The following is a 25,398-nucleotide window of genomic DNA, read 5'->3' as shown; positions in this document are numbered from 1 at the left end:
TGCTATAGTAGCTAAAAGCCAAGGCTAAGCCTTAAAACTAATTCAACAAACCCTTATTTTGTTAACACAGGAAATACAGAGAAGTTAAATGTGGACTATTCCTAATATTATTACCGTGATCAGAGTGTTACTCATTCCTGTATTTGTTGTTGTGTATTTTCTTGATTGGAAATGGGCACACCAAGCGGGAGCATTTATATTTTGGTTTGCAGCCATTACCGATTGGTTTGACGGCTACCTAGCAAGAAAATTACAACAAAGTACGGCCTTTGGTGCATTTTTAGACCCAGTGGCAGATAAATTAATAGTTGCCGCCGCTTTACTATTAATTACCCATAGTTATGCATCAGTTTGGATCACCATTCCAGCTGTACTTTTAATGTCGCGTGAAGTTTATATTTCGGCATTACGAGAATGGATGGGGCAACAAGGTAAACAAGACATAGTAAAAGTATCTTTTATGGGCAAAGCTAAGACCATGGCACAAATGTTAGCTCTAATAGGTTTATTGTCCGAACTTGAATATTTTATGGGAATTAGAATTTATTGGGTGTCTTTGGGATATATTTTGTTGTATTTTGCTGCATTGTTATCTTTTTGGTCTATGTTGGTTTATTCAAAAGCGGCATGGGACGACTTAAAAAAAGCATAAATTGCAGGTTAATTTGGGTTGAATTGTTTAAATTTAGCGCGTTCAAGTTAAAAAATAGCCATTCAGTTCAAAAACCTAATTTTTGTTGTTGACAGCTTTAACTTTGACGGTAGAATGCGCAACAGATTTAGGGAGTCAAGCAGATAACTCAGCAAGACAAACTAATATCAAAAAGGAATTTAAGCGGGAATAGCTCAGTGGTAGAGCACAACCTTGCCAAGGTTGGGGTCGCGAGTTCGAATCTCGTTTCCCGCTCCAAATTTCGGCGGAATGGCAGAATGGCTATGCAGCGGATTGCAAATCCGTGGATCTCGGTTCGACTCCGGGTTCCGCCTCCATATACGCTTAGCAATACCAGCTTACTATATCAGTAAGTACCCCCGATGCCCGGGTGGTGAAATTGGTAGACACAAGGGATTTAAAATCCCTCGTTCGTAAGGACGTGCCGGTTCAAGTCCGGCCCCGGGCACCATTCTTAGGTTAAAAATCATTAGTTTTTCAATTTAAACTCACCCTGTTTAATATCGCGTAATTACATTCATCTTTTCATATTTAAACTAATTATTTCTGTTTTTAATTGGTCATTATGACTGTTACTTATTTAGTCTATTTTACCCGTCATATAAGGCATATTTTCGTTTGGCCCAATTATTTTCCCTAATTTGTTTTTCTGGTAATTTTACTAGTATTATGTTGATATTAAGCTGCTGAAGTTATTAAATTTATTGCAAGTTTTTTGTGAGATCAGATGTCTATTAAGCAAGGCGTTTTGTAAGCTATTAGCTTACCAATGTTTAAGCTTATAATGAGATGTAAATTCATTAAAAAAGCGATACTTAAAAGCTAAGGTTAAGGAAACCGAGCTTTACAGAATGTAATGCCAGAAAATGCCACTAATAAAAATGTCTTAAAAATAAAGGCTATATGGAAATGAACAAAGCGCAGCAGCAATTAGAAATAGAACACAAACATTTAAAAATAGTCAGTCAATATACTATCGAAATTTTAGCCGCGAATAGCGAGCAAGAGATAGTAGGCTATTTAACCGACACTTTACTTAATCAATTAGATATTTCTGATTTTGAATTTTACGCCTTTAATTCTCTTACTCAAAAGTTAGCTTTAGTAGGAGCTTATCTTAATAGACAAGCTGTTTCATTACCCACTGCAGAGCCAACAAGCTTAAGTGAATGGGGCGGCATAATAGGGCATGCAGCCAAAACCTTAAATACTGTTTGTATTCAAGATTTTTCAGAAGAGCAAGAATTTAAACCTCAAGATCCCTCACACCAAAGTGCCTTAGTTGTACCGGTTTTTGCTGATACTAAATTAATAGGTGTTGTGTATTGTGCAAGCCGTGAAAAGTTTGCTTTTGAGCCACAATTAAAAAATTCGTTAAAAGTCATGTCGTCTATTACCGCGATTAAAATGGAAAAAAGTCGCGCTATAGAGCAGTTACAACACACAATTGAAAAATTAGAATTTAGTGGAAAAATTCAAGATACCCTATTCGAAATCGCCGAGTTAATTTTTGAAACAGCAAATATGCAGGAGTTTTACGAACGTCTGCATAAATGTATTGCAAAGTTGATGTTTGCTTCAAACTTTTTTGTTGGCCTAGTGATTGAAGATGGTGAAGCTATTACTTTGCCATATGCGGTGGATGAGGTGGATGAAGTGCCGCCGCACGAGGTTATCCCCTTAGATAACGAAAAACCCAGTATTACTGGTTATGTACTAAAAACCAATAAACCCTTATTGGCAACAAAACAAACCATGCAATCTATGATTGACTCAAATCAGGTGTATATAAAAGGGTCTTTGCCTAATGCCTGGTTAGGGGTGCCATTTGGTGAGCCGCCTTTACATGGGGTGGTAGTGGTACAAAGTTACAATGACAAAATAGGCTTTACTGAAAAAGACGAACAATTATTATGTTTTGTGGCCAGGCATATTCGTAATGCCATTGAACGTATTCAAGCTCGCTCTGATCTGCAATTTTTAGCCTTACATGATCCTCTAACTAAATTATCTAACCGTTCGTTATTTAACGATAGAGTTAAACATGCCTTGAATAAATGCAGGCGTGAAAAAGACAAAAAAATGGCATTGCTGTTTTTAGATTTAGATAAATTTAAACAAGTTAATGATACATACGGCCATCATATTGGTGATTTATTATTAATAGAAGTGTCAAAAGTACTTAAGAAAAGTATACGAGAATCAGATACCTTAAGTCGTTTTGGGGGAGATGAATTTGCTATCTTGCTGGAAGATATTGAGTCTGCCGAAGATGCTAAAAACGTTGCCCGAAAGATTATCAAATCGCTACAAACGCCTTTTGAATTAGAAGATATTCAAATTTTTACGTCTACTAGTATAGGCATTGCCTTTCAAGATAAATCTGAAGACAGCATAGAAGCGGTAATTAGTTACGCTGACGAAGCTATGTATCTAGCCAAACAACAAGGGCGTAACCGAGCGGTTTTACATCAAGAACGTAAACAGACCCCAGTTTTTACCTCTAACTTTTTAGAGCAGGATTTACTCAAAGGACTTAATACCGATCAGTTTTATTTTATGTTCCAGCCTATTATCGAGTTAAAGAGTCAAGATATAGTAGGGGTAGAGGCGTTAGTTAGATGGAATGATCCAGAAAAAGGCATATTACAACCCAAAGCTTTTTTACCAGAAATGGAAGAAAGTGGCAGCATAGTTCAGTTAGATGTTTACAATATTAATAAAGCCTTTGAGTTGCTTCAAAGCTGGCAACATCTGTTGCCTAGGTATTTTCGTCTATCTATCAATATCTCTGCTGCAGGTTTTTCTTCTATTCCGCTATTAGAAGCCTTACAGGGGCATTTTGATAATACCCCTGAATTGTTTCAATACCTTGCCTTAGAAACCACTGAAAAAGCGGTTATGAAAGGGGTAGAGTTAACCCGTTCACAAATGCGGATATTTTCGAAGATGGGGATCCACTTAGCCCTAGACGACTTTGGTACGGGTTACGCGTCGTTAAGTTATTTAGGTCAGTTTAAGTTTAATCACATAAAAATAGATCGAAGTTTTATTAATGCGTTAAATGTAACTGCTAAGCAACATATGATTCTTGAGTCTATTAATAGTTTAGCTAAATCATTATCCATAAATACTATTGCGGTTGGCATAGAAAATAAAGAACAGCTTAGCTCTATGAGAGATCTACAATGTTCAATGGGGCAGGGCTTTTATATCAGCAAGTTGTTGACCGAACAACAATGGGTAGATGTGTTGCAAAGGCACAAAAAACTTATGGTTAATTAGTCAAAACTCACTTAGGCATAACTTTTAAAGCTAGATAAATTGGGTTCTCAATAAAGAATAGGCAGGTAAAAATGGCAGAAAATAAAACGCAGCCCACTAAGACCAGTGTTCTAGACTATATCCAAGCCGTTGAGCATCAGCAAAGGAGAGAAGACGCGCTAAAGTTGTTAGATTTGTTTAGTCAGGTTACCCAAGAAAAACCGGTACTTTGGGGAGACAGCCTAATTGGCTTTGGCAGTTATACTTACCAAACCGCAGATAAAAAAACGCATCAGTTTTTACGAACGGGCTTCTCTCCAAGAAAACAAAACCTAGCTTTGTATATTATGCCTGGCTTTACTAATTACGCAGATAAAATGCAGCGCTTAGGGAAATATAAAACTGGAAAATCTTGTTTGTATATCAATAAATTAAGCGATGTAGATGAATCAATATTAAAAGAGCTAATTAAATTGTCTGTTGAGGATATGGCCAGCCGCTATCCAGACTAAGCTAGCTTTTTTTCGAACCTTGTTTTTTGCACCTTTTAACCACCCTATGTTGCCAGGCTCTTAAAACAGATAGGCGCCATAAATAATTTAAACTGATATAGCCTATTAATCCAAATACCACAGAGCAGATTAAACAGCCTACTAAAAAGGCTGGGCCTATGGTTTCCATACTTGCTACTACCCATTGCCAACTTAATTCAAAATTAAACTGATTAGAGGGTTGTCCCATCACAGTGGTGCCAACTAAGTACGCACCGTAAAAAATAGGTGGCATGGTAAAGGGATTAGTGATCCACACTGTGGCCACCGATAAAGGTAGGTTTACTCTAAGTGGGATGGCCACTGCCGCAGCTAACCACATTTGAAATGGCACTGGCCAAAAAGCAAAAAACAGCCCCACTGCAAAAGCACCCGATGCCGAGCGCCTATTTAAGTGCCATAAATTGGGATCATGTAATAAGGTGCCAAACACCGACAAGACTTTTTGTTCTTTTACAACCTGGTGACTTGGCAAAAAGCGCTTAATAAACTTTTTCAGAATAACTCTCTATACTTACAATTCTTACCGCAATGGACTGCATATTGACCTTATTATGGACAATAAACTCATCGGATTTATTGCAGGGGCATTAACTAGTTTACTTTGGACTAGTTTACCTTCTGTTTCCATTACTCTATTTTTGTTTTTGCTGGCCTGTTATTTGATTAGGCTGCAGTTAATTTTTGCATTCCCAATACTTGGGATTGTCTGGATGGCGAGTGTAGGTCATTGGCAAGGTGCAATGCAACTTTCTTCGTCGCAAACCAGTCAACCCATCCATATTTTAGGTCAAGTGAGTTCGATTGTAACCAGTAAAAATAACATTCGGTTTAACTTTGATGTGCAGTGCATTAACCAAGAGTGTTTTAAATTGTCTAAAACCTTTAGATTAAGCTGGTTAACGCCCCATGCACCTGTAAAACAAGGACAAAAGTGGGCTTTACAAGTAAAAGTTAAACCCCCTCATGGCTTAGCTAATGAAGGGGGCTTTCATTACCAACAATGGTTGTTTAGTCAGCAAATTGTGGCAACTGGTTATGTTAAAAACCATATTCAAAACCAACTTATTAGTAACCAGCCAACCCTTCGCCAATCATTGGTGGATCAATTATTAACTTTTAAACTTGAAAATAAAGCTTGGGTGGCTGCCTTGGCGTTTGGCTATCGAGGTCTTTTAACTCAGCAAGATTGGTCTTTAGTACAAAAAACAGGAGTGGCGCATTTAATTGCAATTTCTGGGCTGCATTTAGCGTTAGTAGCCAGTTTTAGCTACTTTATTGTGGCCTGGCTTGTTGCGGCTGTTGTTAGTCGTATGGCTAGTTGGCCGCAAGTTAATCTGCATAATTGGGCCTTAGTTATTTCGCTAGGCTGCACTTTTTTATATTCAGCAATTGCCGGCTTTGGTTTGCCAACACTTAGAGCCTGGCTAATGTTGGCTTTGTTTGTGGGATGTTTCATTTTTCATCAAAGTATTCGCCCCAAGCGCATTTTTTTATTGGGGCTTGCTAGTTTTATTTTGCTTTTCCCCACCAGTATTTATGGCCTAAGTTTTTGGTTAAGTTTTTGTGCGGTGTTTTTTATCGGGTTTATTTTTTGGCGCTGGCCCGTGCCTAAAGCAGGCTTTTCCATGTTAACCGCCTTAATGGGCATGCTTAAGCTACAGTTGGGCTTAAGCCTACTAATGTTTCCATTAATTGCATGGCAATTTGGTTATATTTCATGGCTTGCTCCTATGATTAACTTAGTGGCTGTGCCAGTAGTTACACTATTGTTAGTGCCACTGTGTTTAAGCGCAGTTGTAGTTTTGTGTTTAGATCCCAATTGGGCTCAGCCAATTTTTGCCTTAGCAGATGCTTTGCTTGGTTACGGACTTGAATTTCTATCTTTTGGATTAACCTTAGATTGGGCCTATTTTGACCTACCAAGCTTTCCTGTTCACTACTGGTTGTTTTTATTTGTATTTTTGTTGTTAGGCTTTTTACCCTTTCTTTTTGTCGCTAAATTTTACTTAGTGTTATTGCTTGTCCCTTTTGTTACTTCGGCTTTATTTAATTCATCCACCACTTGGCAAATATATGTGCTAGATGTAGGGCAGGGAGTCTCTGTAGTCATTATCAAAAACAACCGAGCCATAGTTTATGATGTCGGTGCCTATTACCCTAGTGGCTTTAATATGGCAGAAGCTGTGTTATTGCCTTTTCTACAGGCTAAAGGCATTCAGCAAATAGACATGTTGTTTTTAAGTCACAGTGATAATGATCATGCAGGAAGTGCCAAAACCTTGTTAGAGCATATGCCGGTAGTTCACCAATTGACTAATCAAACGAGTTGTCAGCAAGGCTTAGCCTTAGATTGGCAAGGTTTAAGCATTCAGGGGCTGTGGCCAGATGAACCAGCATTTTATTCCAGTAATAATGGTTCTTGTGTGTTGCGCGTTGCCGATAGCCACCACAGTTTGTTATTGCCAGGAGACATAGATAAATCCATAGAAGCCAAACTTATTAATTTACATGCCAATAAGTTAACAGCTGATATTTTATTAGCCCCTCATCATGGCAGTAATACCTCCTCTTCATTGGCTTTTATTCAGCAAGTTGATCCCGACTTTGTGGTATTTAGTCAAGGATATATGAATAGATGGCAGTTTCCCCGTGATGAGGTAGTACAGAGATATCGGTTAACTAAGCAATTAAATCAACTTTTTACCACCTCTCACTCAGGGCAGGTAAGCTTTGCAATCGAGTTTAATTCACCTAAACCCATTCAAGTGACAACCTTTAGACAACAGATCCATCCTTATTGGTATGCAAATTAAGCTTTCAATGCAGAAAAATTTGTACATGGAGTTGGGTAATTTAATCCGAACAGTTACACTAGCAGAGTATTTTAATTCCATCAGATATCAATTATTTAATGAGCAAACAAACTGATTTACACACACCAGTGCCACCGAGCATTTTTAAACGTTTTCGTGTGTATTTAAAAGACTTTAAATTCGCCTTTTTCTTAGCTGTAGTTGGCATGATCGGTTATTCAGCCATAGATGTTGCCGTGGTAGCCCAATTAAAACCCATAGTAGATGACAGTTTGGGTGCTGGGGATTATCAATATTTACGCACCGCTTCTTATTTTATTGTGCCTATTTTTATCTTGCGCGGCATTCTAAACTTTTTAGGCACTTATACAGTAGCTTGGATTGGCAATCATGTGGTGATGCAAATGCGTCAGCAATTATTTAGTCGCTACATTCATTTGCCTGTTGAGTTTCACGACAACACAGGCACAGGCTCTTTAATTTCTAAAGTTATGTATGACACTGAGCAAGTGTCAAACGCTGCCGGTAAAGCCTTGTTAACTTTGGTACGAGATGGCGCCTTTGTTATCGGGCTACTGTTTGCCATGTTTTATTACTCGTGGCAATTATCCCTAATTTTTGTGTTGATTGGCCCTTTAGTGGCGGTGATTGTATCTGTTGTGAGTAAAAGGTTTCGCTTAGTCAGTAAACGTATTCAAGACGCCATGGGTGGACTGACATCTTCTGTTGAACAAGTGATTAAAGGTCATAAAGTGGTGTTGATGTTTGGCGGTCAAACCAGCGAAGAAGAACGTTTTGCAGATAAAAACAATCATAATCGCCAACAAAATATGAAGTTAATAGTGGCCAGAATATTAAGCGTTTCTTCTATTCAGGTGATTGCGTCTATCGCCTTGGCTGTGGTTTTGTATATCGCAAGTTTTCCAGATCTCGTGCAATCTTTAACCCCTGGGGTGTTTGTTAGTGTGGTGGTGTTTATGACTATGCTGCTTAAACCCTTAAAGCAACTCACCACAGTAAACAGCGAGTTTCAAAAAGGCATGGCAGCCTGTGTCAGTATTTTTGAAGTATTAGACAAAGAGCTAGAGCAAGATACGGGCAAAACTTCAATAGACAAAGCAAAAGGGCAAATTGAATTTAATCAGGTTACTTTTACTTACCCTAGCAAAGAAGAGGCCGCGCTTAAAAACATTAGTTTTAGAGTAGAGCCTGGGCAGACTTGTGCTTTAGTAGGGCGCTCAGGCAGTGGAAAATCAACTATATCAAGCTTACTAACACGTTTTTACGATAATCAGCAAGGCGAGATCCGCTTAGACAACACTTTGCTGACAGACTTACCGCTAAAAGATTTAAGACGCCAATTTGCCTTAGTTTCTCAGCATGTAGTGCTGTTTAACGACACCATAGCCAACAATATTGCTTATGGCTCAGAAGATAAGGTAAGCCGTGAACAAATTTTGGCTGCAGCCAAAACCGCTCATGTATTAGAGTTCATAGAACAATTACCTGATGGTCTAGACACAATAGTGGGTGAGAACGGCTTTATGTTATCTGGTGGACAAAGACAACGTTTAGCCATTGCTAGGGCCTTGTTGCTAGATGCGCCCATTTTGATATTAGACGAAGCAACATCGGCATTAGATACTGAGTCAGAACGATTAATTCAAGATGCATTAGACAAACTTCAACAAAACCGCACTAGCATAGTTGTAGCTCATAGGTTGTCTACTATTGAAAATGCAGATGTGATTTTAGTAATCGAAGCAGGACAAATAGTAGAGCAGGGGACTCATCAAAGCCTTTTGGCCGAAAATGGCCATTATGCCCAGCTGTACAAAATGCAATTTAGTGACGAGCAAAAGCCTGAGTGAAAAGCATAGATAAAATTTGGTATGCGCCCAAATGGTTTCATTGGCCAATGATTGTTTTATTGCTGCCTTTGTCCTTGGTGTTTTATTTAATGTCGGCTATTCGCAGAAAGATGTTCCGTTTAGGGTTACGTCAATCTCTTGCAATCCCTGTACCTGTAATAGTGGTAGGCAATATTAGTGTTGGTGGTAATGGTAAAACACCATTAGTTGTACAATTGGCCCAAAGTCTAAGGCAAGCAGGATATTATCCCGGGGTATTAAGTAGAGGGTATGGCGGTAAAGGGGCTCACTACCCAATGACAGTAGATAAACTTAGCTCTGCTGCAGTTGTAGGTGATGAAGCAGTATTGATGCGCCATCACGTTAATTGTCCGTTAGTAGTCGATCCCATACGTTCTAGAGGGGCAATGGCCTTGGTTAATGAACACAAGTGCAATCTGATTATTTGCGACGATGGTCTACAGCACTATGGGTTAAAACGCGATTTAGAAATTGCTGTTATTGATGGACAGCGCCGCGCTGGAAATGGCTTGCTTTTACCAGCAGGGCCTTTAAGAGAAGGCAAGTGGCGATTAAAAGACGTAGATTTTATTGTAGTAAACGGTGGGCAAATTTTGCCTGGTGAACATTTAATGTCGCTTGAATCAGGCCAACTGGTGAATGTACTCAACCCAAATAAAACTCTGTCTTTAAAAGCCCTAACCGAGCCCGTGACTGCCTTGGCAGGGATTGGTAACCCGCAACGCTTTTTTAACTTATTAGAAAGTAAGCAAGTTAAACTTAAACAGCGGATTAGTTTTGTTGATCATCATGATTTTGAACAACAAGATATTCCTTCTGGCACAGTACTGATGACAGAGAAAGACGCAGTAAAGTGTGGCGATATAGCTCACCCAGATTGTTGGTTTTTACCTGTTAGAGCGAGTTTGTCTAAACAGTTTGAACAACAATTGCTTGATAAAGTTAACCAATGTGTAATGTTAAAAAAACACCCCAAAAAAGAGATAAAACATGGCCTTTGATACAAAGTTATTAGACATACTTGCTTGCCCTGCATGTAAGGGCAAGTTGACTTACCTAAAAAGCGAGGCACAATTAATTTGTAAGTTTGATCGCTTAGTCTACGAAATTCGTGAAAATATTCCTGTGCTGTTGGAATCAGAAGCTAAACAATTATCTAATGAAGAGTTAGAAGCGCGCCTAAATTCTTAAAAACATCATAGCCTTTATGAAGCTTAAATAAAAAAGAGACCTGCCCATGCAATTTAGTGTGATCATTCCCGCCCGATATGCGTCAAGTCGTTTTCCTGGTAAACCTTTAGTAGAGATACAAGGTAAACCAATGGTGCAGCATGTATACGAACGAGCCCAAGAATCTGGTGCTAGTCAAATCGTTGTGGCCACAGATGACGTACGAATTGCCAACGCTGTAGCAGAATTTGGTGGGCAATATTGTATGACCGCTGCTCATCACGAATCAGGAACAGAACGTTTAGCTGAAGTGGTTGAGCTTAGAAATATGCTAGCTCATGAATTAGTGGTTAATGTTCAAGGCGATGAACCTTTTATACCTGCAGAGAACATTCAACAGGTTGCAGAAAACCTACATCATCACCAACAAGCCGAAATGGCCACATTAGCTGTGAAAATACAGGACGTAGAAGAAGCCTTTAACCCGAATACAGTAAAAGTGGTAATGGATAAACAAGGCTATGCCATGTACTTTACTCGCTCAACCATACCCTATGATAGAGCGCGCTTTTTAGAAGAAGACAGCATAGATGAAATTGGCGACTTTTATTATCGGCACATAGGGATTTACGCTTATCGTGCCGGATTTATTAAGCAATATGTCAATATGTCGCCTTCTGGGCTTGAACAAATTGAGTCCCTAGAGCAATTACGCGTACTCTGGCATGGAGAAAAGATTCACGTTGAAGAAGCGCGAGTCACTCCCCCTACAGGCATAGATACGCCAGAAGATTTAGCTAAGTTAATTAAAAACATAACTACATAAAAAGGATGAATTATGTCAACAGTGGTCATTACCGGCGCTAACCGTGGAATTGGATTAGAGTTTGTAAAACAATATCTGGCCAAAGGTCACAAAGTCATTGCTTTATGTCGCAATAGTAGCGATGAGCTAAGTGCCAGTGGCGCAAAAGTGATAGACAAAGTGGATGTGGGCAACCCTGAATGCTTGGCCAAAATTTTGCCTGATTTAACTGATATAAAAATCGACCTGCTGATCAATAATGCAGGCGTGCTAGCCAACGAATCTTTAGAAGATATGTCGGCAGCAACGATAGAATACCAATTTAGAGTCAATGCATTAGGCCCAGTTTTAGTCACTCAACTACTACAGGGGCAATTAGCCCAAAACGCTAAAGTGATACTTATTACTAGCCGAATGGGCTCGATTACCGACAATACCTCGGGTGGGTATTATGGATACCGCATGTCTAAAGCCGCGCTAAATATGGCTGGTCGTTCTTTAGCCCATGATTTAGCCCCTAAAAATATTGCCGTGGCCTTATTACATCCAGGTTTTGTGCAAACAGAAATGGTTAACAATAAAGGTGATGTTTCAGCTTCTCAGGCTGTCACTAGCTTGATGCAGCGAATCGATCAGTTAAGTATGCACACTACAGGAACTTTTTGGCATGCCAATGGCGAAGAGCTGCCTTGGTAACCCTCAGGATTAATAGGCTGTAGTCTTTGTCTGAAATCATCGAAGTCAGTCAAGCTCAAGCCAAACACCTTGCACTTGCTGGCCAAGGTCTAAGAGAGCATTCAGCCTCTTACACTGGCTTGCAAGGCTGCCTAAATGTCATTCAACAACTAAGTTATGTGCAAATTGATTCGATTTCTGTGGTGCAACGCGCCCATCATCATGTGTTATTTAATCGGGTCGGCTGCTACCAGCCTGATTACCTTAATCAACTAATTCAGAACAAATCAATTTTTGAGTATTGGTCTCATGCTGCCGCTTATTTACCCATGCAAGATTTCAGGTTTTCTTTGCCAAAAAAACTAGCTATCGCATCAGGACAAAAACATTGGCGCGAAAATAATCCTAAAATAGAAAAACAGGTTCTTTTAAGGATTGCAGAAGAAGGCCCGTTGCGGGCACAAGACTTTGCAGAAAATAATAAAAAACATGAGGCGGGATGGTGGCAGCATAAACCAGAAAAACACGCTTTAGAGCAACTTTTTATCGAAGGAAAGTTAATGGTATGTCACAGACAAGGTATTCAGAAGGTATTTGACTTAACTGAGCGTGTTTTACCTGCAGGCCTTGATACGTCTATGCCAAGCGAAGATGAAATGAATCGATACTTGGTTACGCGTTACCTAGGGGCGCATACTTTAGCTAATATTGAGCAAATGGGTTACCTCAGAAAAGGCGTTAAAGCTAAGCTTAAGCAAACAGTTGCCCAAATGCTTGAAAATGGACAACTACTAACAGTTAAAGTCGCCAATGATGATTATTATGCTTTGCCAAATGTGACTGATTTGCTCGATAAAAAACACACAGCTAAGGGCCTATTTATTTTGTCGCCTTTTGACAATCTGGTGATCCAAAGAAAGCGCTTATCTAGACTATGGGATTTTGACTACCAAATAGAATGTTACCTACCTGCCGCTAAAAGACAGTTTGGATATTTTAGCTTGCCGTTATTATGGGGCACAAACTTTATTGGACGTGTGGACGCGAAAGTCGATCGTAAAACTAAGTGTTTGCACCTCAATCATTTGCACTTTAATGCTAAAGTTTCTGAAGAGTTGTTGTTAGCTTGGCAACAAGCCTTGCAAGAATTTAAGCAATTTAATCAAGCTGAATCTGTGATTTTGCATAAAGTTACAGGCGCTACTAAGTCTTCGGTTAGCGCCTTTTTATAAAGTTTAGGCAAAGCGTTTTTCTAAATAAGCAATAATTTCAGATGACTCATATAACCATTGAATACCTTGGTCATTTTCAATGCGTAAACAAGGGGTTTGAATTTTACCCCCACATTGCAAAAGCTCCTCTCTAAAAGGCGAGCCTTTTGATGCACTGCGTTTGGCTACCGGCAAATTGAGTTTATGTAGGGCACGGCGGGTTTTAATACAAAAGGGGCAAGCAAAAAATTGGTAAAGCGTTAATTGTTTTAGTTCTTGCTCTATTTGTTGTTGTGCTTGTGTAGAACGTTTTTGTTTTCTTCCACGGGTAATGAGGTCGATTAGGGCAATAATTCCGCCTAGTAAGTTTCTGATCAAATTAATAAATAATGTCATTTATACAGCTCAATGATTGAAAGGGGATACATAGGGGCGCAATTCTAACCTGTTAATGGCAAAGTTGATAAGCCAAGCGCGCTTTATTTTCTGAATTAGGTAAAATTGCACTTTAGTTAAAATCAGAATTACGGGCCATTATGCAAAGCATTCAAATACATTCACAACCTATAGCTTTATATCAATTACTTAAGTTCGAGGCCTTAGTAGCCAGCGGCGGCGAAGCTAAAATGCTTATCGAGCAAGGACGAATAAAAGTAAATGGAGAAGTAGAAACCAGAAAACGTAAAAAGATAATGGCAGGGGACAAGATAGAATTTGATCAACAGCAATACCAAGTAACATTAGGGTAAGTTGTAGGTGAATCGACTCATTTGATATTTAAGGTAAACGCTTTGAGCTAATCTGACAGTCAGAAATGTGTCAATTTCGGTCGCTTACACTCATACTTGTCACTCCGTCTTTACCGCGTAGGCGGTAACCTACCTGCAACATCTGTGAAACGTCCTATATATTAAAATTAACACTAGAGTGGCTTGTAAAAAGTTCCCGCCTGCGCGCCAATGATGGTGTACTAGAGCTTGTTGCAGATAGCGGTCGTTGAGGATATCTAAGATATTACATCTCGCCGACGGCGCAGATATTGAAGATATTACACGTCATTCCCTCGGAGGAGGGAACCCACTAATAATTACCGTACAAGCAATTTAAGTTCTGTAAATCAGTATGATAGGAGTGAGCTTTAATCCATTTTAACTCTGGAAATAACATACTTTTTTGACTTCACAGATGTTGCAGGAGATTCCTTCCTCCGAAGGAATGACGGGGAATAAACGGGAGGGTGCAACGACCGCTTGCTTAGTAAACTTATCATAGGCATTAGCCAAGACGCATGACCACTTCTCACTCTTTGACTATTGTTAAACTTTGTCTAAACCTAATTCCAAAAATAGCAGATTAAGTTAGGGCTAATTGAGTTAAGCACTCTGTTTTGCTTAAAAATTAAGTTTAATAATAAGCGGGTTAAGAAGATTAACCCGCTTTGTGTTTATATTGCTTGGTTTAATATTTCGCGGCTCACTTCTAAAGTGATATCGCCTTGTTCACCTAGTGCAGTCATACCATGTTGCTCTAGGCGTTCTATTAATAAATCAATATCATTTTTGCCTAAATCAACCTCAGACAATCGAATAGGAACCTGCATTGTTTGGAAAAAGCTTTCTGTGGCGGCTATGGCTTTGTCTATGCGTTCATCTGCGCTGCCTTCGGTAATTTGCCACACACGTTCAGCGTATTGCAGAAGTTTATCGCGTTTGTGTTGGCGGCGTACTTTCATAACAGCCGGCAATACAATTGATAAGGTTCTCGCATGATCAATTCCAAAAGCACCAGTTAACTCATGCCCTATCATATGGGTTGACCAATCTTGAGGTACTCCAGCCCCAATTAAGCCATTGAGCGCCATAGTGGCCGACCACATGATATTGGCACGGGTGGTGAGATCGTCTTTCGTTTCAGCTGCAAGTGCCTTAGGGCCTTCCTCAATAAGGGTTTGCAATAATCCTTCACTAAATCGGTCTTGCACTTTAGCATTAACGCTATAGGTTAAATATTGCTCTATGGTATGCACAAAAGCATCCACCACACCATTGCCAACCTGACGAGCCGATAGCGATAAGGTAACTTTAGGGTCGAGTACAGCAAATTGAGGGCAGACCAAAGGGCTAGTAAAGGCTAATTTGTTTCCATCGCGAGTAACTACAGAATTGCCGTTACTTTCAGTGCCAGTAGCGGGTAAAGTTAGTACTGTACCTATAGGTAGCGCTTGTTTGACCGGTTGGCCTTTGGCTAGTATGTCCCAAGGGTCGTCACCTTGATAACAGGCGGCCGCAGCAATAAATTTACTACCGTCAACCACAGAGCCGCCACCTACTGCCAATATGTAATCAATTTTTTCGGATTGAATAATAGCTTGAGCTTTCATCAAGGTATGGTAGCTAGGGTTGGGCTCAATTCCCGAAAATTCAAACCAAGTGTGTGCTGCTAGTGCACCTGTTACTTGTTGATATACGCCATTGTGTTTTATCGAGCCCCCGCCATAAACCAATAATACTCTTGCATCCTTAGGAATTGCTTTAGCAATAGCTTTAGTCTGATCTTCACCAAAATAAATTTTGGTGGGGTTTTGAAAGGTAAAATTTAACATCTAGTGTCCTTTAAAAATATGCTGCGTAAGTATGCAGTGGGAAAGGGGAGTAAGATCCATAAATAGCTGTTTGGCCATATTAATTTTCCTCCCTTTTAGCAAAATTCGAGACAAATACTATATGACTTTTTAATTAAGTGAACAATGCAGATAAAACTGACATCATTGTATTAAAGATTGATACAATTACGGTTCGGTTTTATCAGCTAGAGTATGAATGTGTCTTTCGAGCAATTAAAAAGTATGGTGGTTTTTGCTCAGGTAGTTGAGCAAGGTAGTTTAAGTGCAGCAGCCAAGCATTTAAGCTTGTCTAGAGCGGTGATCAGCTACCATCTAAAAAAACTAGAAGCTCAGTTAGCTGTTAAGCTACTTAATCGTTCTACTCGCTCTATTAATCTGACAGAAGCAGGTCAGGCTTTTTATCAAAGGTGTAAAGTCATTGCCGAGCAAGCCAATGCCGCTAGCCAGCAAATAGAAAACTTTAAAAATGAAGCCATAGGTTTACTTAAAATAACCTGTCCAGTTAATGTTGGCTTGCAAACTGTGGTACCAGCTTTAAACGAATTTAAACATATTTACCCCAAAATTGAGCTAGATGTCATGCTTACTGATGAAGTAGTTAATATTATGAAAGAAGGCATAGATTTAGCTATTCGCGGGGCGCCGTTGCCTGATTCAGGACTTCAGGCAAGCAAACTTGCCTCGTTAAAAACTTGTCTATGTGGTTCACCAGAGTATTTTAGGCAATATGGACGACCGGTAACCCCAGAAGAATTAAAGCATCATCAATGGGTTGTGTATAAATTAACTGCAAATAAAATAACCATTAGTAAAGGCAAACAGTCTTTTAATATTCAACCTCAAGGCAGTATTAGCACTAATAATGCCGCTGCACGCACAGCTTTTGTTGAAGCAGGTCATGGTATTGCTAGGATCCCTATTTATGATGCCTTGCCAAAAATTCAAACTGGAAAACTAGAAACTGTGCTAGACGATTATAGCTTAAGAGATATTGATGTTTATGGGGTCTATCCGCCTGGTACTGCTAATGCCAAAAAGCTTCGATTATTATTAAATTTTTTAAAAGACTACTTTACCAAGCAGTCTCATTAATTCTTGATTTCTTAAAGCTAAATAATAACTAAGCGTTGCTGCTAAGTACGTTAGTCATGCTTACAAATTGACAAACTAATCAATGAACTTAGCTTAAACACACCAGCTAGTATCTATTTAAATATAAAACTACGTTGAAGTTAAGCTAAAGTATTGTCATGCAGGATCAGCAAAGCATTCAGTACCCGCTCATTAAGCCTAGTTATTATTATTTATTGTTCCTGTGTCTATTGGCATTTATTAAGATTTGTGTTTTTGATCCCTTTAGTACTATTTTCAATTTAAAAAGCTAAAAAACCATGCTTCAAGTGCATGGTTTTTTTAGTTCAAGCGTGAGTTTTAGCTTTATTTTGTAGTGTTAAACCACTCTGCTATTAGGTCTCTATCTTGTTCTGTCATCTTGGTTTTGTTCATCAATGGCATATCTTTGCTAACCACAGATCTATGATAGATAACCGCTGCGCGTTGTTCGATTTGCGGCCAAGTATCAAAGGTTAAGCCAAGTGGGGCTACCACAAAGAGATCGTCAGTAGGAGTTGCACTGTGGCAGTTTGCACAATGGGTTTGAATTACTTCAAACGCGGCTTGTTGGGTGCTATTTAATTCTGGTGATTCAGTTACCACAGGCAATTGGCTAATGGGCTGTGCAGGTTTGTTTGGCATTGATACCCAAGCTGCAATAATGATCATACCAATGGCGCCAGTAATTAAAATTGATGGGCGCGAAATGCCAATATGTTTTAAGTTAAAATAATGGCGGATCCAGGCTGACACTATGCCAATTGCAATCAAAACTAACCATGCACTTTGGTGCTGATAAGTCATAGGGTAATGATTGCTGATCATAATAAATAACAAGGGTAGGGTAAGATAATTGTTATGTACCGAACGTAACTTAGCTCCTAATCCCCAGCTAGGATCTATGTCTTTTTTATTGGCTACCGCATCTACCATCAAACGTTGGGCTGGCATAATTTTAAAAAACACGTTACCTGCCATAATAGTGCCTATTAATGCCCCTATATGCATAAAGGCTCCTCTTCCACTAAACCAATGGGTGGCTAAGTAACTCGCGGCCATTAACATCACCAGAAAGAGTAAGGCAAAAGCTTTAGGGTGCTTGCCTAAAGGACTTCGACAAGCCGCTTCATAGATAAATAAACCACCAAAGATTAAGCCCAGACCACGACTTATTGCTTGAGTTGTAGTGAGTTCCATAACCGAGTTATCGATTAAATAAATAGCCGCACCGTGATAATAGACTAAGGCTAATAACAAAAAGCCGCTGATCCAGGTAGTGTAGGCTTCCCATTTAAACCAGTGTAGTTTTTCAGGCATGGTTTCTGGACCATATTCGTATTTGGCTACTTCATAAAATCCACCACCATGTACTGCCCATAGATCGCCTTTAATTCCTTTAAGCTTTTTCCAATGTGGGGGAGTGCGTAAATTATTATCTAACCAGATAAAATAAAAAGATGCCCCGATCCATGCCACGCCGGCAATAACGTGAAACCAACGTAAAAATAACGAAACCCAATCAAGCAACATGTTGTGCTCCTGTAGAAATGTGTGAATTGGCTTGATAAACCGCTTTACCAGCAATATAAGTAGCATAAATGGCACGATCGTCGGCCAACATGCTTAATCCAAAGATAATGTCCTGAGGACTATTGTGTTCATTAAATCTTAAGGAACTTAGCTCATCAAAGTGCGGATCAAGAACCACAAAGTCTGCATCTGTACCTTGGTTGAGATTGCCAATTTTATCATCTAAACCTAAGCCTAATGCTGCACCTTGTGTCATTAGATACAAACCATGCATAGGATCTAATTGATTGCCTTTTAATTGACAGATTTTATAAGCTTCACCTAGGGTCTTTAACATACTAAAACTGGTGCCGCCTCCAACATCTGTGGCTAACATAACCGGCACGTTTTGTTGTTCAGCCTTGGCTAAATCAAACAAGCCACTGCCTAAAAACAAGTTACTGGTTGGACAAAATGCAATACTAGCTTGGGTTTGATTTAAACGTTGCCACTCATCTTGTTCAAGGTGAATACCGTGCCCAAACACCGCCCCTTGGCGCACTAAACCATAATGGTCATATACATCTAAGTAATGTTTGCGCTTTGGAAAAAGTGACTTAACCCAGGCAATTTCATTTTGATTTTCTGACAAATGAGTTTGAATATACACATCTGGATATTGCTGGGCTAATTCGCCTAATGCGGCTAATTGGTTTTCGCTGCTAGTTGGCGCAAATCTGGGCGTGATTGCGTATTTTAAACGACCTTTGTTGTGCCAAGTGTTTATTAAGTCGGCACTGTCTGTTTGTGCACTTTGGGCGGTATCTAATAGGTAGTCTGGCGCGTGTCTGTCCATACAGACCTTACCCGCAATGAGCAACATTTGATGCGTTTGTGCTTGAGTAAAAAGTGCATCACAGGCTGCTTTATGCACGGATGAATATACCATGCCAGTTGTCGTGCCATGACGATGTAATTGGCGTAAAAATATTGTTGCTATATAAGAGGCATATTCAGGGTCGGCAAATTTACCTTCGACTGGAAACGTATAGTCTTTTAACCAATCGAGCAGCTGTTCACCAAAGCTTGCTAACATTTCTGTTTGCGGAAAGTGTAAATGACTATCAATAAACCCTGGCGTAATGAGTTTTCCCGATAAATCTGTCACTTTTAACTCAAGGTATTGATTTATATTGCTTTTATAGTCACCGATAGCTTCAATTTTTCCGTTACGCGTAACCAAAAGGCCGTCTTGTATAAAGTGAAATTGGTCTTTAGGACTTAGACTCTTACTTGGGAAATGCAATAGTGATGCGCGATATGCGTGTCTTTCTGTCAATCTATTATGCTCACTAACTGCCACGATAACTACTAAAACCAAAAGGTGAAATAAGCAAGGGCACATGATAGTGACCGCCATTTTCTGCTATTTCAAAATTGATATCTACAAAGGGATAAAACGCACTTTTATGTAGCGCTAGTAAATAGTCGCGGGTATGAAAGCGTAAACAGTATTCACCTTTGACAAACTGGTAATCTCCCCAGTCATTGCATCTACCATCTTCATCAGTTTTACCTTGAATGACTTGACCGTCTGGCGTATTTAGGGCCAGAACCATATTGGCGGCAGGTTTTCCTAAAGTGGTATCTAGTACATGGCTAGAAAGGCTTAGGCGCTGATTTGATATAGTCATACTCATAATGCTTGTATTCCTTTTTCTAATCTTAATAGGGTGATTTTTATTTGCTCTTGTGCAGCTAAACTAATTTCAGTTTGTGTATCATTATTTAAGCGGATCAGCAGGGCATCTAACATAGTTTGAGCGCTCAAACCTGTGGCGCAAATAATAAAAATAAATCCATGCTTGTTGAGATACTGGTGATTTGCTTCAGCCAAGGCTTGTAAGGTCGCCTCGTTGGCTTCACTTGCACCTTGTTGCTCATTACTGGCCATGGCTTTGGTTTTGGCGTATTTCGCTCTTAAGCTGTTAACGTCGCCAATCATAGGGTGAGCTTCAAAAGCAATTTTATAATCCGCTTCAGAACAACTATCCCATAAAGTCTGTGCATTAGTTTTAAGATTGGCTAGATCTGTAAATGGTCTGGCCTGAGACATGGCTTTATACCAAGAAGGAGCCGCACAGCATTTGCTAAACCATTCTTGCGCTTGTAGGGCAGGTAATGCGTTTAATTGTTCTAAGCTAAGTGTGATGTTTTGATTCATTTAGGGGTAACCAATGACTGAATGAGTTGTTGATTGTCTTTCCACGCTTGTTTTTGAGAAGTAGCCGTGGCCTGAGGTGTTTGTAACATTTGAATAAGTTGCGCGGCCATAGATACAGCTACTTCTATAGGGCGCTTGCCAGGAATATCTAATACACCTACTGGGCTGAACAGGCGATCAATATCGGTTTGGCAGAATTCTTTATGGGCTAGTCGGGTACGAAAGCGTCGCGCTTTAGTATTTGAGCCTATCATGCCAACAAAAGCGATATCTTTGCGGGTTAATGCCGCTTCAACAATCTCATAGTCTAATTGGTGATTATGAGTCATCACCATTACCCATGCTTGGCTAGGTAACTTAGAGATGTAGTCTGCAGGCGAGTCTGACAATACTGTGCGCACATTTGTGGCCAAATTTTGTTGGTCTATTTCATCTAATAAGGACTGACGGTTATCTATCCAATTTATCTGCAAGGGCAGTTGCGCCAATATGGGTACTAGGGCGTTAGCTACGTGTCCAGCGCCAAAAATGGCTAAGTGTTGAGTATGGCTAGTAAAAACTTCAAATAAAACATTAATTGCTCCGCCACAACATTGTCCCAGTTTGCTAGAAAGCGGGTAATGTTCGATTTTTTGTTGGTTTTGATTGTCTACTAGTAAGGAGCGAGCTTGTTTGATTACGGCAAATTCTAAATGGCCGCCGCCAATAGTATCAAAAGTACTATCGTCACAAATCACCATTTTTGAGCCACTGTTTCTTGGTGTAGAGCCAGCACCAGCTAACAAGGTAACAAGCACGTAACTTTTACCTTGTTGCTGACATTGATATAAGGCATCAAACCAATTATTAACTAACATTGTGAGTCTCGTTCCAAGTTTGTGCTTGTAAAATGGCTTGATACACTTTTTCGGGCGTAGCAGGAGGATGCAAAACAGGATCGATTTGATAATCGGTTAAGCTAGATACCGCATCTTTAAGAGCACACCAAACCGAGTTTGCTAGCATAAAGGGAGGTTCTCCCACAGCTTTAGAATGATAAATGCTATTTTCATCATTGGCTCTTGGATAAAGATCAACATTAAACACGGCTGGAGTATCGCCTATGGCGGGAATTTTATAGGTAGCTGGGTTATTACTAATTAATTTACCTTGTTGATCCCACACCAGATCTTCAGAGGTTAACCAGCCCATGCCTTGAATAAAGCCACCTTCTATTTGGCCAATATCAATAGCTGGATTAAGGCTTTGCCCAACATCATGTAAAATATCTACCTGATCGACTTTGTATTCACCAGTGAGGGTATCTATTGATACTTCAGATACACTGGCACCATAAGCAAAATAAAAGAATGGGCGGCCATTTCCTGTTTCGCGGTTGTAATGTATTTTTGGGGTTTTATAAAAGCCAGTAGCCGACAAGGATATACGGTTCATGTAAGCATCTTGTACCAGCTCAGTAAAAGTCATGCTATGGCTACCCAAGACTACTTGTTGATCAACAAATTCTACTTGCTCAACACTTGCATTAAATTTATTGGCCATATGTTCTGCTAAGCGTTGTTTAATGGTAATACAAGCATTCTGAGCGGCTTTACCGTTTAAATCTGTGCCACTTGAGGCGGCAGTTGGTGAGGTATTGGGTACCTTGTCGGTGCGGGTAGAGGTCACCTCTACATGCGCCAATGGAATGCCAAATTCTTGCGCAACTATTTGGCCAATTTTAGTGTGTAAACCTTGGCCCATTTCTGTGCCGCCGTGGTTAATTTGCACACTGCCATCTGTGTACAGGTGCAACAGTGCTCCCGCTTGGTTTAAATGTTTAGCGGTAAATGAAATCCCAAATTTAACCGGGGTTAGGGCTAAGCCTTTTTTGATAATAGGACTTTGGGCATTGAAGTGTTTTATTTTTTCACGCCTAGCCCAATAATCACTGGTGTTTTCTAATCGACTAATTAGGTCGTCTAATAAATTAAACTCAACCTGCATACCGTATTGAGTGGTATTGCGTGAGTTTTGTTGGTACAAATTACGTTTGCGTATGGTGAGCGGATCTTCGCCTAACTTACGGGCAATTTTGTCCATCATTGCTTCGGCTACTATCATGCCTTGTGGGCCACCAAAACCGCGATAGGCAGTGTGTGATACTTGATTGGTTCGACACCTATGCCCTTCAATACTGCAATCAGCTAAATAGTATCCGTTATCTGCATGGAACATGGCACGGTCAACTATGGCGTCAGATAGATCTGGCGAGTGTCCACAATTACCATTGATTTCTATGTGGGTGGCCTGAATTAAGCCCTGTTCATCTGTTGCAACTTTATAGCGGTTTTCAAAAGGATGGCGTTTTCCGGTGGCCATCATATCTAACATTCGGGGCAAACGAAGTTTAACCGCCACTTTGTTACGCGATGCTAATAGTGCTGCCAAACAGGCCCATTGTGCTGCTTGTGTTTCTTTACCGCCAAATCCACCACCCATACGTCGCATATCTACTACCACTTTATGTAGTTTGATGGCTAGTACTTCGGCGATGAGTTTTTGCACTTCGCTAGGGTGTTGGCTTGAACTGTAAACCAACAGGCGGTCTTCTTCTTCTGGAATGGCCATAGAAACCTGGCCTTCAAGATACATATGCTCTTGTCCACCTATCAGCATTTCACCTGCTAATTTAACTGGGCTTTTAGCATAACTAGCAGCAAAGTCACCTCTGTGCATAAAGTGTGGCGGACGAACAAAGTTTTGTTGTTCCTTCGCTTGTTGCACTGATAAACAAGCTGAGCTTTGTTGGTATTCAATATGGGCAAGTAGCGCCGCTTGATGAGCTTGTTTTTGGGTTTTTGCCAATACTGCAAATATGGGTTGGCTATGATACAAAATATTACCATCAGCTAATAAAGGGTCACCAGAAAATACGGGGCCAATATCGTTGTGCCCAGGAATATCCTTAACTGTTATAACATCTATTACACCAGGGCTAGCCTTTACAGCAGAGAGGTCTAGAGAGGTAATAGTGCCTGTTGGTATGCTACTTACACCTACAGCTGCATGATGCAGGTTAGCTGCTTGTGGCATATCGTCTACATATCTTGCCTGACCACTGACTTGGCGAATGGCACTTTCATGTTTGTGTGACTTTCCGGCTGCACCGCTTACCAGTTGATTGGTTTGGGGGTGATCTATTAGCTTACGCATGGTGCTGACTCACTTGGTTATGGGGCAACTCAACCACACGGGTTGCAATGCGCTGCGTTTGGGCATTGGTTTCTATCCAAAAGCGTTTCCACAAATTAGCTAACATACTCACGCGATAAGCTTTACTGGCGCGCACATCGTCTATGGGCGTAAAGGCTTTTGTTAAAATTTCATGGCCTAATTGGTAGGTGTCTTTGCTCGACCAGCTTTTACCTATTAAGGCTAGGTTTAATTGCTCACATCTAGCAGGAATAGCAGCGACACCGCCAAATCCACTATTTAAGCCAGTGACTTTACCTTTGTCTAAAATGAGATTAAAAACGGCACACACAGCGGAAATATCATCTTCATAACGCTTTGATACTTTATAGGCACTTAGCAAAGTACTAGGCGGCGAAAATGGAATAAAAATCGCTTCGACCCATTCGTCAGCCTGTAACGCGGTTTTGCGATAATCTAAGAAAAAGTCTCGGGCAGCTATGCTGCGTTTATGCTTGCCGTTATCCACTAAAATATCGGCATTTAATGCCAATAGAGCAGGGGGCATATCGCCTATTGGTGAGGCATTCGCCACATTGCCACCTAAGCTCGCTTGATTTCTAATTGGTGTTGCGGCAAAGCGCCACAATAGTTCTGTTAGTTCAGGAAAGTGTTTCAACAACAAAGTTTCTATATCGGCAAAGGCTAATGCCGCACCAATATGTAAGCCTTGTGAGGTTTCTTTTAGGCTATTTAATTCTGGTACTTTGGCTAACGAAATTAACTTGTTATAGGTTTTTAACTGTTGGGTAACCTCTAAAGCTAAATCAGTACTGCCTGCAAACACCTTGGCTTGCGGGTAAGCTTGTTTTGCTTGAGCTAGAGCTTCCCGAGAGTCAGGTAAGATCAAGTTAGTTGTGCCCATTTTTTGCGCGGTTAAGGTGATTAATGTTTGAATGGTTTGGCTTTGATTCTGACTAAACTGGTCAGCTACTTTGTTATGACAAGCGTGCAAGCTTGCATCAATAATTGGGCGATAACCGGTACAGCGGCATAAATTACCCGATAAAGCATGGATCACTTTATCTCTATCGACTTTACCTGGCTGCTGATACAAGGCAAAGGCCGACATGATAAAACCAGGGGTACAAAATCCACACTGCGAAGCGTGGTGATCAACCATGCTTTGTTGAACTGGGTGCAGACTTTTACCATCTGCTAGGTGCTCTACTGTAATCAATTGTTTGCCAGCTAAGGCAGATAAAAAGGTGACACAGCTGTTGATGGCTTTATATCCTAGCTCAGTGTTATCTTGCCTTAGTTCTGCAATAACCACAGTGCAGGCACCACAGTCGCCAGAGGCGCAACCTTCTTTGGTGCCGGTTAAATTTTGTTGCTCACGTAAATATTCAAGCAAAGTCAAATCTGCCTGTGCTTGATCTATAGTGATAACTTCATTGTTGAGCAAAAAACTGATCATATTGTTCCTAATTTTGCAGTTAGCTCGGCTATTATCCGTTAATGTCAAATAAATACAATAAAAACCAGACTGTTTGGTCAGGTTTTTGTTAGCTATTATTTTGAATGTGATAAAATTTAGTTTAGCCTAATCTGTAAGGAGTTAAATTAACCTTTTAGCTTCAATGATTTATGCATAACTAATAGATGTCTGTTGGTAGTAATGGAAGAAATTGGGTG

Annotated in this window: 22 protein-coding genes and 3 tRNA genes; 15 read left to right on the top strand and 10 right to left on the bottom strand. The window is 40.1% G+C overall.

Annotated elements, in window-relative coordinates; translation table 11 throughout:
* Positions 1-88 precede the first annotated feature (88 nt).
* From pgsA to ACVCDT_RS06640, 6 genes are all read left to right on the top strand, one after another.
* A complete protein-coding gene (gene pgsA / locus ACVCDT_RS06665) occupies positions 89-652 on the top strand; it encodes a CDP-diacylglycerol--glycerol-3-phosphate 3-phosphatidyltransferase (RefSeq protein ID WP_447131983.1) in 564 nt (187 codons plus the stop codon).
* Between the two features lie 183 nt (positions 653-835).
* Positions 836-910, top strand: a tRNA-Gly gene (locus ACVCDT_RS06660).
* Positions 911-916: 6 nt separating this feature from the next.
* A tRNA-Cys gene (locus ACVCDT_RS06655) sits at positions 917-990 on the top strand.
* A 47-nt stretch (positions 991-1,037) separates the two neighbouring features.
* Positions 1,038-1,124 (top strand) — tRNA-Leu (locus tag ACVCDT_RS06650).
* Between the two features lie 458 nt (positions 1,125-1,582).
* A complete protein-coding gene (locus tag ACVCDT_RS06645; protein WP_447131982.1) occupies positions 1,583-3,958 on the top strand; it encodes an EAL domain-containing protein in 2,376 nt (791 codons plus the stop codon).
* Positions 3,959-4,029: 71 nt separating this feature from the next.
* Positions 4,030-4,449, top strand: a complete 420-nt coding sequence (locus ACVCDT_RS06640; RefSeq protein WP_447131981.1) for a DUF1801 domain-containing protein — start codon at positions 4,030-4,032, stop codon at positions 4,447-4,449.
* A 1-nt stretch (position 4,450) separates the two neighbouring features.
* Here ACVCDT_RS06640 and ACVCDT_RS06635 read toward each other — a convergent pair whose 3' ends face one another.
* Positions 4,451-4,990 carry a DUF2062 domain-containing protein gene (locus ACVCDT_RS06635; protein WP_447132021.1) on the bottom strand — a complete coding sequence of 180 codons (540 nt, stop codon included), beginning with the start codon at positions 4,988-4,990 and terminating at the stop codon, positions 4,451-4,453.
* Between the two features lie 52 nt (positions 4,991-5,042).
* Between ACVCDT_RS06635 and ACVCDT_RS06630 the strand changes: the two genes are divergently transcribed.
* The 7 genes from ACVCDT_RS06630 to ACVCDT_RS06600 all read left to right on the top strand — a co-directional run bounded on the left by ACVCDT_RS06630 (position 5,043) and on the right by ACVCDT_RS06600 (position 13,078).
* On the top strand, positions 5,043-7,304 hold the full coding sequence (locus tag ACVCDT_RS06630; RefSeq protein WP_447131980.1) for a DNA internalization-related competence protein ComEC/Rec2: 2,262 nt from the start codon (positions 5,043-5,045) through the stop codon (positions 7,302-7,304).
* A gap of 98 nt (positions 7,305-7,402) precedes the next feature.
* Positions 7,403-9,175 (top strand): lipid A export permease/ATP-binding protein MsbA, encoded by a 1,773-nt coding sequence (gene msbA, locus ACVCDT_RS06625; protein WP_447131979.1) that lies wholly within the window; start codon positions 7,403-7,405, stop codon positions 9,173-9,175.
* Entirely contained in the window at positions 9,172-10,197 is a 1,026-nt protein-coding gene (gene lpxK / locus ACVCDT_RS06620; protein ID WP_447131978.1) for a tetraacyldisaccharide 4'-kinase, read from the top strand. The genes msbA and lpxK overlap by 4 nt, the downstream gene beginning before the upstream one ends.
* Positions 10,187-10,387, top strand: coding sequence for a Trm112 family protein (locus ACVCDT_RS06615; protein WP_447131977.1), 201 nt, complete (start codon positions 10,187-10,189; stop codon positions 10,385-10,387). The genes lpxK and ACVCDT_RS06615 overlap by 11 nt, the downstream gene beginning before the upstream one ends.
* Positions 10,388-10,433: 46 nt before the next feature.
* Positions 10,434-11,192, top strand: coding sequence for a 3-deoxy-manno-octulosonate cytidylyltransferase (kdsB, locus tag ACVCDT_RS06610; protein ID WP_447131976.1), 759 nt, complete (start codon positions 10,434-10,436; stop codon positions 11,190-11,192).
* A 12-nt stretch (positions 11,193-11,204) separates the two neighbouring features.
* Positions 11,205-11,867: an SDR family oxidoreductase gene (locus ACVCDT_RS06605; protein ID WP_447131975.1), complete on the top strand. Its 663-nt coding sequence runs from the start codon at positions 11,205-11,207 to the stop codon at positions 11,865-11,867.
* A gap of 26 nt (positions 11,868-11,893) precedes the next feature.
* Entirely contained in the window at positions 11,894-13,078 is a 1,185-nt protein-coding gene (locus tag ACVCDT_RS06600; protein WP_447131974.1) for a winged helix-turn-helix domain-containing protein, read from the top strand.
* 3 nt (positions 13,079-13,081) lie between these two features.
* Here ACVCDT_RS06600 and ACVCDT_RS06595 read toward each other — a convergent pair whose 3' ends face one another.
* Positions 13,082-13,453: a glutathione S-transferase N-terminal domain-containing protein gene (locus tag ACVCDT_RS06595; RefSeq protein WP_447131973.1), complete on the bottom strand. Its 372-nt coding sequence runs from the start codon at positions 13,451-13,453 to the stop codon at positions 13,082-13,084.
* A gap of 140 nt (positions 13,454-13,593) precedes the next feature.
* On the opposite strand from ACVCDT_RS06595, the gene ACVCDT_RS06590 reads away from it, so the two are divergent.
* Positions 13,594-13,806, top strand: coding sequence for an RNA-binding S4 domain-containing protein (locus ACVCDT_RS06590; RefSeq protein ID WP_447131972.1), 213 nt, complete (start codon positions 13,594-13,596; stop codon positions 13,804-13,806).
* 695 nt (positions 13,807-14,501) lie between these two features.
* On the opposite strand, the gene ACVCDT_RS06585 is transcribed toward ACVCDT_RS06590, so the two are convergent.
* Positions 14,502-15,659, bottom strand: coding sequence for an iron-containing alcohol dehydrogenase (locus ACVCDT_RS06585; protein WP_447131971.1), 1,158 nt, complete (start codon positions 15,657-15,659; stop codon positions 14,502-14,504).
* A gap of 213 nt (positions 15,660-15,872) precedes the next feature.
* On the opposite strand from ACVCDT_RS06585, the gene ACVCDT_RS06580 reads away from it, so the two are divergent.
* Positions 15,873-16,772 (top strand): LysR family transcriptional regulator, encoded by a 900-nt coding sequence (locus ACVCDT_RS06580; protein ID WP_447131970.1) that lies wholly within the window; start codon positions 15,873-15,875, stop codon positions 16,770-16,772.
* A 345-nt stretch (positions 16,773-17,117) separates the two neighbouring features.
* Here the strand turns inward: ACVCDT_RS06580 and ACVCDT_RS06575 are convergent, their stop codons facing one another.
* The 7 genes from ACVCDT_RS06575 to xdhA are packed head-to-tail and all read right to left on the bottom strand — an operon-like array spanning position 17,118 to position 25,180.
* Complete coding sequence (locus tag ACVCDT_RS06575) at positions 17,118-18,323, bottom strand: urate hydroxylase PuuD (RefSeq protein WP_447131969.1); 1,206 nt, start codon at positions 18,321-18,323, stop codon at positions 17,118-17,120.
* On the bottom strand, positions 18,313-19,641 hold the full coding sequence (gene guaD, locus ACVCDT_RS06570) for a guanine deaminase (protein WP_447131968.1): 1,329 nt from the start codon (positions 19,639-19,641) through the stop codon (positions 18,313-18,315). The genes ACVCDT_RS06575 and guaD overlap by 11 nt, the downstream gene beginning before the upstream one ends.
* Positions 19,642-19,654: 13 nt before the next feature.
* Positions 19,655-20,002 (bottom strand): hydroxyisourate hydrolase, encoded by a 348-nt coding sequence (uraH, locus tag ACVCDT_RS06565; protein ID WP_447131967.1) that lies wholly within the window; start codon positions 20,000-20,002, stop codon positions 19,655-19,657.
* Complete coding sequence (uraD, locus tag ACVCDT_RS06560) at positions 19,999-20,526, bottom strand: 2-oxo-4-hydroxy-4-carboxy-5-ureidoimidazoline decarboxylase (RefSeq protein ID WP_447131966.1); 528 nt, start codon at positions 20,524-20,526, stop codon at positions 19,999-20,001. The genes uraH and uraD overlap by 4 nt, the downstream gene beginning before the upstream one ends.
* Complete coding sequence (xdhC, locus tag ACVCDT_RS06555; RefSeq protein WP_447131965.1) at positions 20,523-21,383, bottom strand: xanthine dehydrogenase accessory protein XdhC; 861 nt, start codon at positions 21,381-21,383, stop codon at positions 20,523-20,525. Before xdhC ends, uraD begins: the two co-directional genes overlap by 4 nt.
* Complete coding sequence (gene xdhB / locus ACVCDT_RS06550; RefSeq protein WP_447131964.1) at positions 21,373-23,721, bottom strand: xanthine dehydrogenase molybdopterin binding subunit; 2,349 nt, start codon at positions 23,719-23,721, stop codon at positions 21,373-21,375. Before xdhB ends, xdhC begins: the two co-directional genes overlap by 11 nt.
* Positions 23,714-25,180 carry a xanthine dehydrogenase small subunit gene (gene xdhA, locus ACVCDT_RS06545; RefSeq protein ID WP_447131963.1) on the bottom strand — a complete coding sequence of 489 codons (1,467 nt, stop codon included), beginning with the start codon at positions 25,178-25,180 and terminating at the stop codon, positions 23,714-23,716. The genes xdhB and xdhA overlap by 8 nt, the downstream gene beginning before the upstream one ends.
* Positions 25,181-25,398 lie beyond the last annotated feature (218 nt).

The sequence above is a fragment of the Paraglaciecola aestuariivivens genome (genome assembly GCF_052983255.1).
Note: the sequence above shows the minus strand (reverse complement) of the source record. Positions and strands in the feature narration are given on the sequence as shown.

What these genes read in the sequence shown, in the direction of transcription:
- msbA (WP_447131979.1), top strand. Translation starts at nt 7,403, where the DNA reads ATGAGCAAACAAACTGATTTACACACACCAGTGCCACCGAGCATTTTT.
- xdhC (WP_447131965.1), bottom strand. Translation starts at nt 21,383, where the DNA reads ATGTTAGTTAATAATTGGTTTGATGCCTTATATCAATGTCAGCAACAA.
- kdsB (WP_447131976.1), top strand. Translation starts at nt 10,434, where the DNA reads ATGCAATTTAGTGTGATCATTCCCGCCCGATATGCGTCAAGTCGTTTT.
- xdhB (WP_447131964.1), bottom strand. Translation starts at nt 23,721, where the DNA reads ATGCGTAAGCTAATAGATCACCCCCAAACCAATCAACTGGTAAGCGGT.
- ACVCDT_RS06630 (WP_447131980.1), top strand. Translation starts at nt 5,043, where the DNA reads ATGGACAATAAACTCATCGGATTTATTGCAGGGGCATTAACTAGTTTA.
- uraH (WP_447131967.1), bottom strand. Translation starts at nt 20,002, where the DNA reads ATGAGTATGACTATATCAAATCAGCGCCTAAGCCTTTCTAGCCATGTA.
- pgsA (WP_447131983.1), top strand. Translation starts at nt 89, where the DNA reads ATGTGGACTATTCCTAATATTATTACCGTGATCAGAGTGTTACTCATT.
- ACVCDT_RS06615 (WP_447131977.1), top strand. Translation starts at nt 10,187, where the DNA reads ATGGCCTTTGATACAAAGTTATTAGACATACTTGCTTGCCCTGCATGT.
- ACVCDT_RS06595 (WP_447131973.1), bottom strand. Translation starts at nt 13,453, where the DNA reads ATGACATTATTTATTAATTTGATCAGAAACTTACTAGGCGGAATTATT.
- uraD (WP_447131966.1), bottom strand. Translation starts at nt 20,526, where the DNA reads ATGAATCAAAACATCACACTTAGCTTAGAACAATTAAACGCATTACCT.
- ACVCDT_RS06585 (WP_447131971.1), bottom strand. Translation starts at nt 15,659, where the DNA reads ATGTTAAATTTTACCTTTCAAAACCCCACCAAAATTTATTTTGGTGAA.
- ACVCDT_RS06580 (WP_447131970.1), top strand. Translation starts at nt 15,873, where the DNA reads ATGAATGTGTCTTTCGAGCAATTAAAAAGTATGGTGGTTTTTGCTCAG.
- xdhA (WP_447131963.1), bottom strand. Translation starts at nt 25,180, where the DNA reads ATGATCAGTTTTTTGCTCAACAATGAAGTTATCACTATAGATCAAGCA.
- ACVCDT_RS06590 (WP_447131972.1), top strand. Translation starts at nt 13,594, where the DNA reads ATGCAAAGCATTCAAATACATTCACAACCTATAGCTTTATATCAATTA.
- ACVCDT_RS06575 (WP_447131969.1), bottom strand. Translation starts at nt 18,323, where the DNA reads ATGTTGCTTGATTGGGTTTCGTTATTTTTACGTTGGTTTCACGTTATT.
- ACVCDT_RS06645 (WP_447131982.1), top strand. Translation starts at nt 1,583, where the DNA reads ATGAACAAAGCGCAGCAGCAATTAGAAATAGAACACAAACATTTAAAA.
- ACVCDT_RS06605 (WP_447131975.1), top strand. Translation starts at nt 11,205, where the DNA reads ATGTCAACAGTGGTCATTACCGGCGCTAACCGTGGAATTGGATTAGAG.
- ACVCDT_RS06640 (WP_447131981.1), top strand. Translation starts at nt 4,030, where the DNA reads ATGGCAGAAAATAAAACGCAGCCCACTAAGACCAGTGTTCTAGACTAT.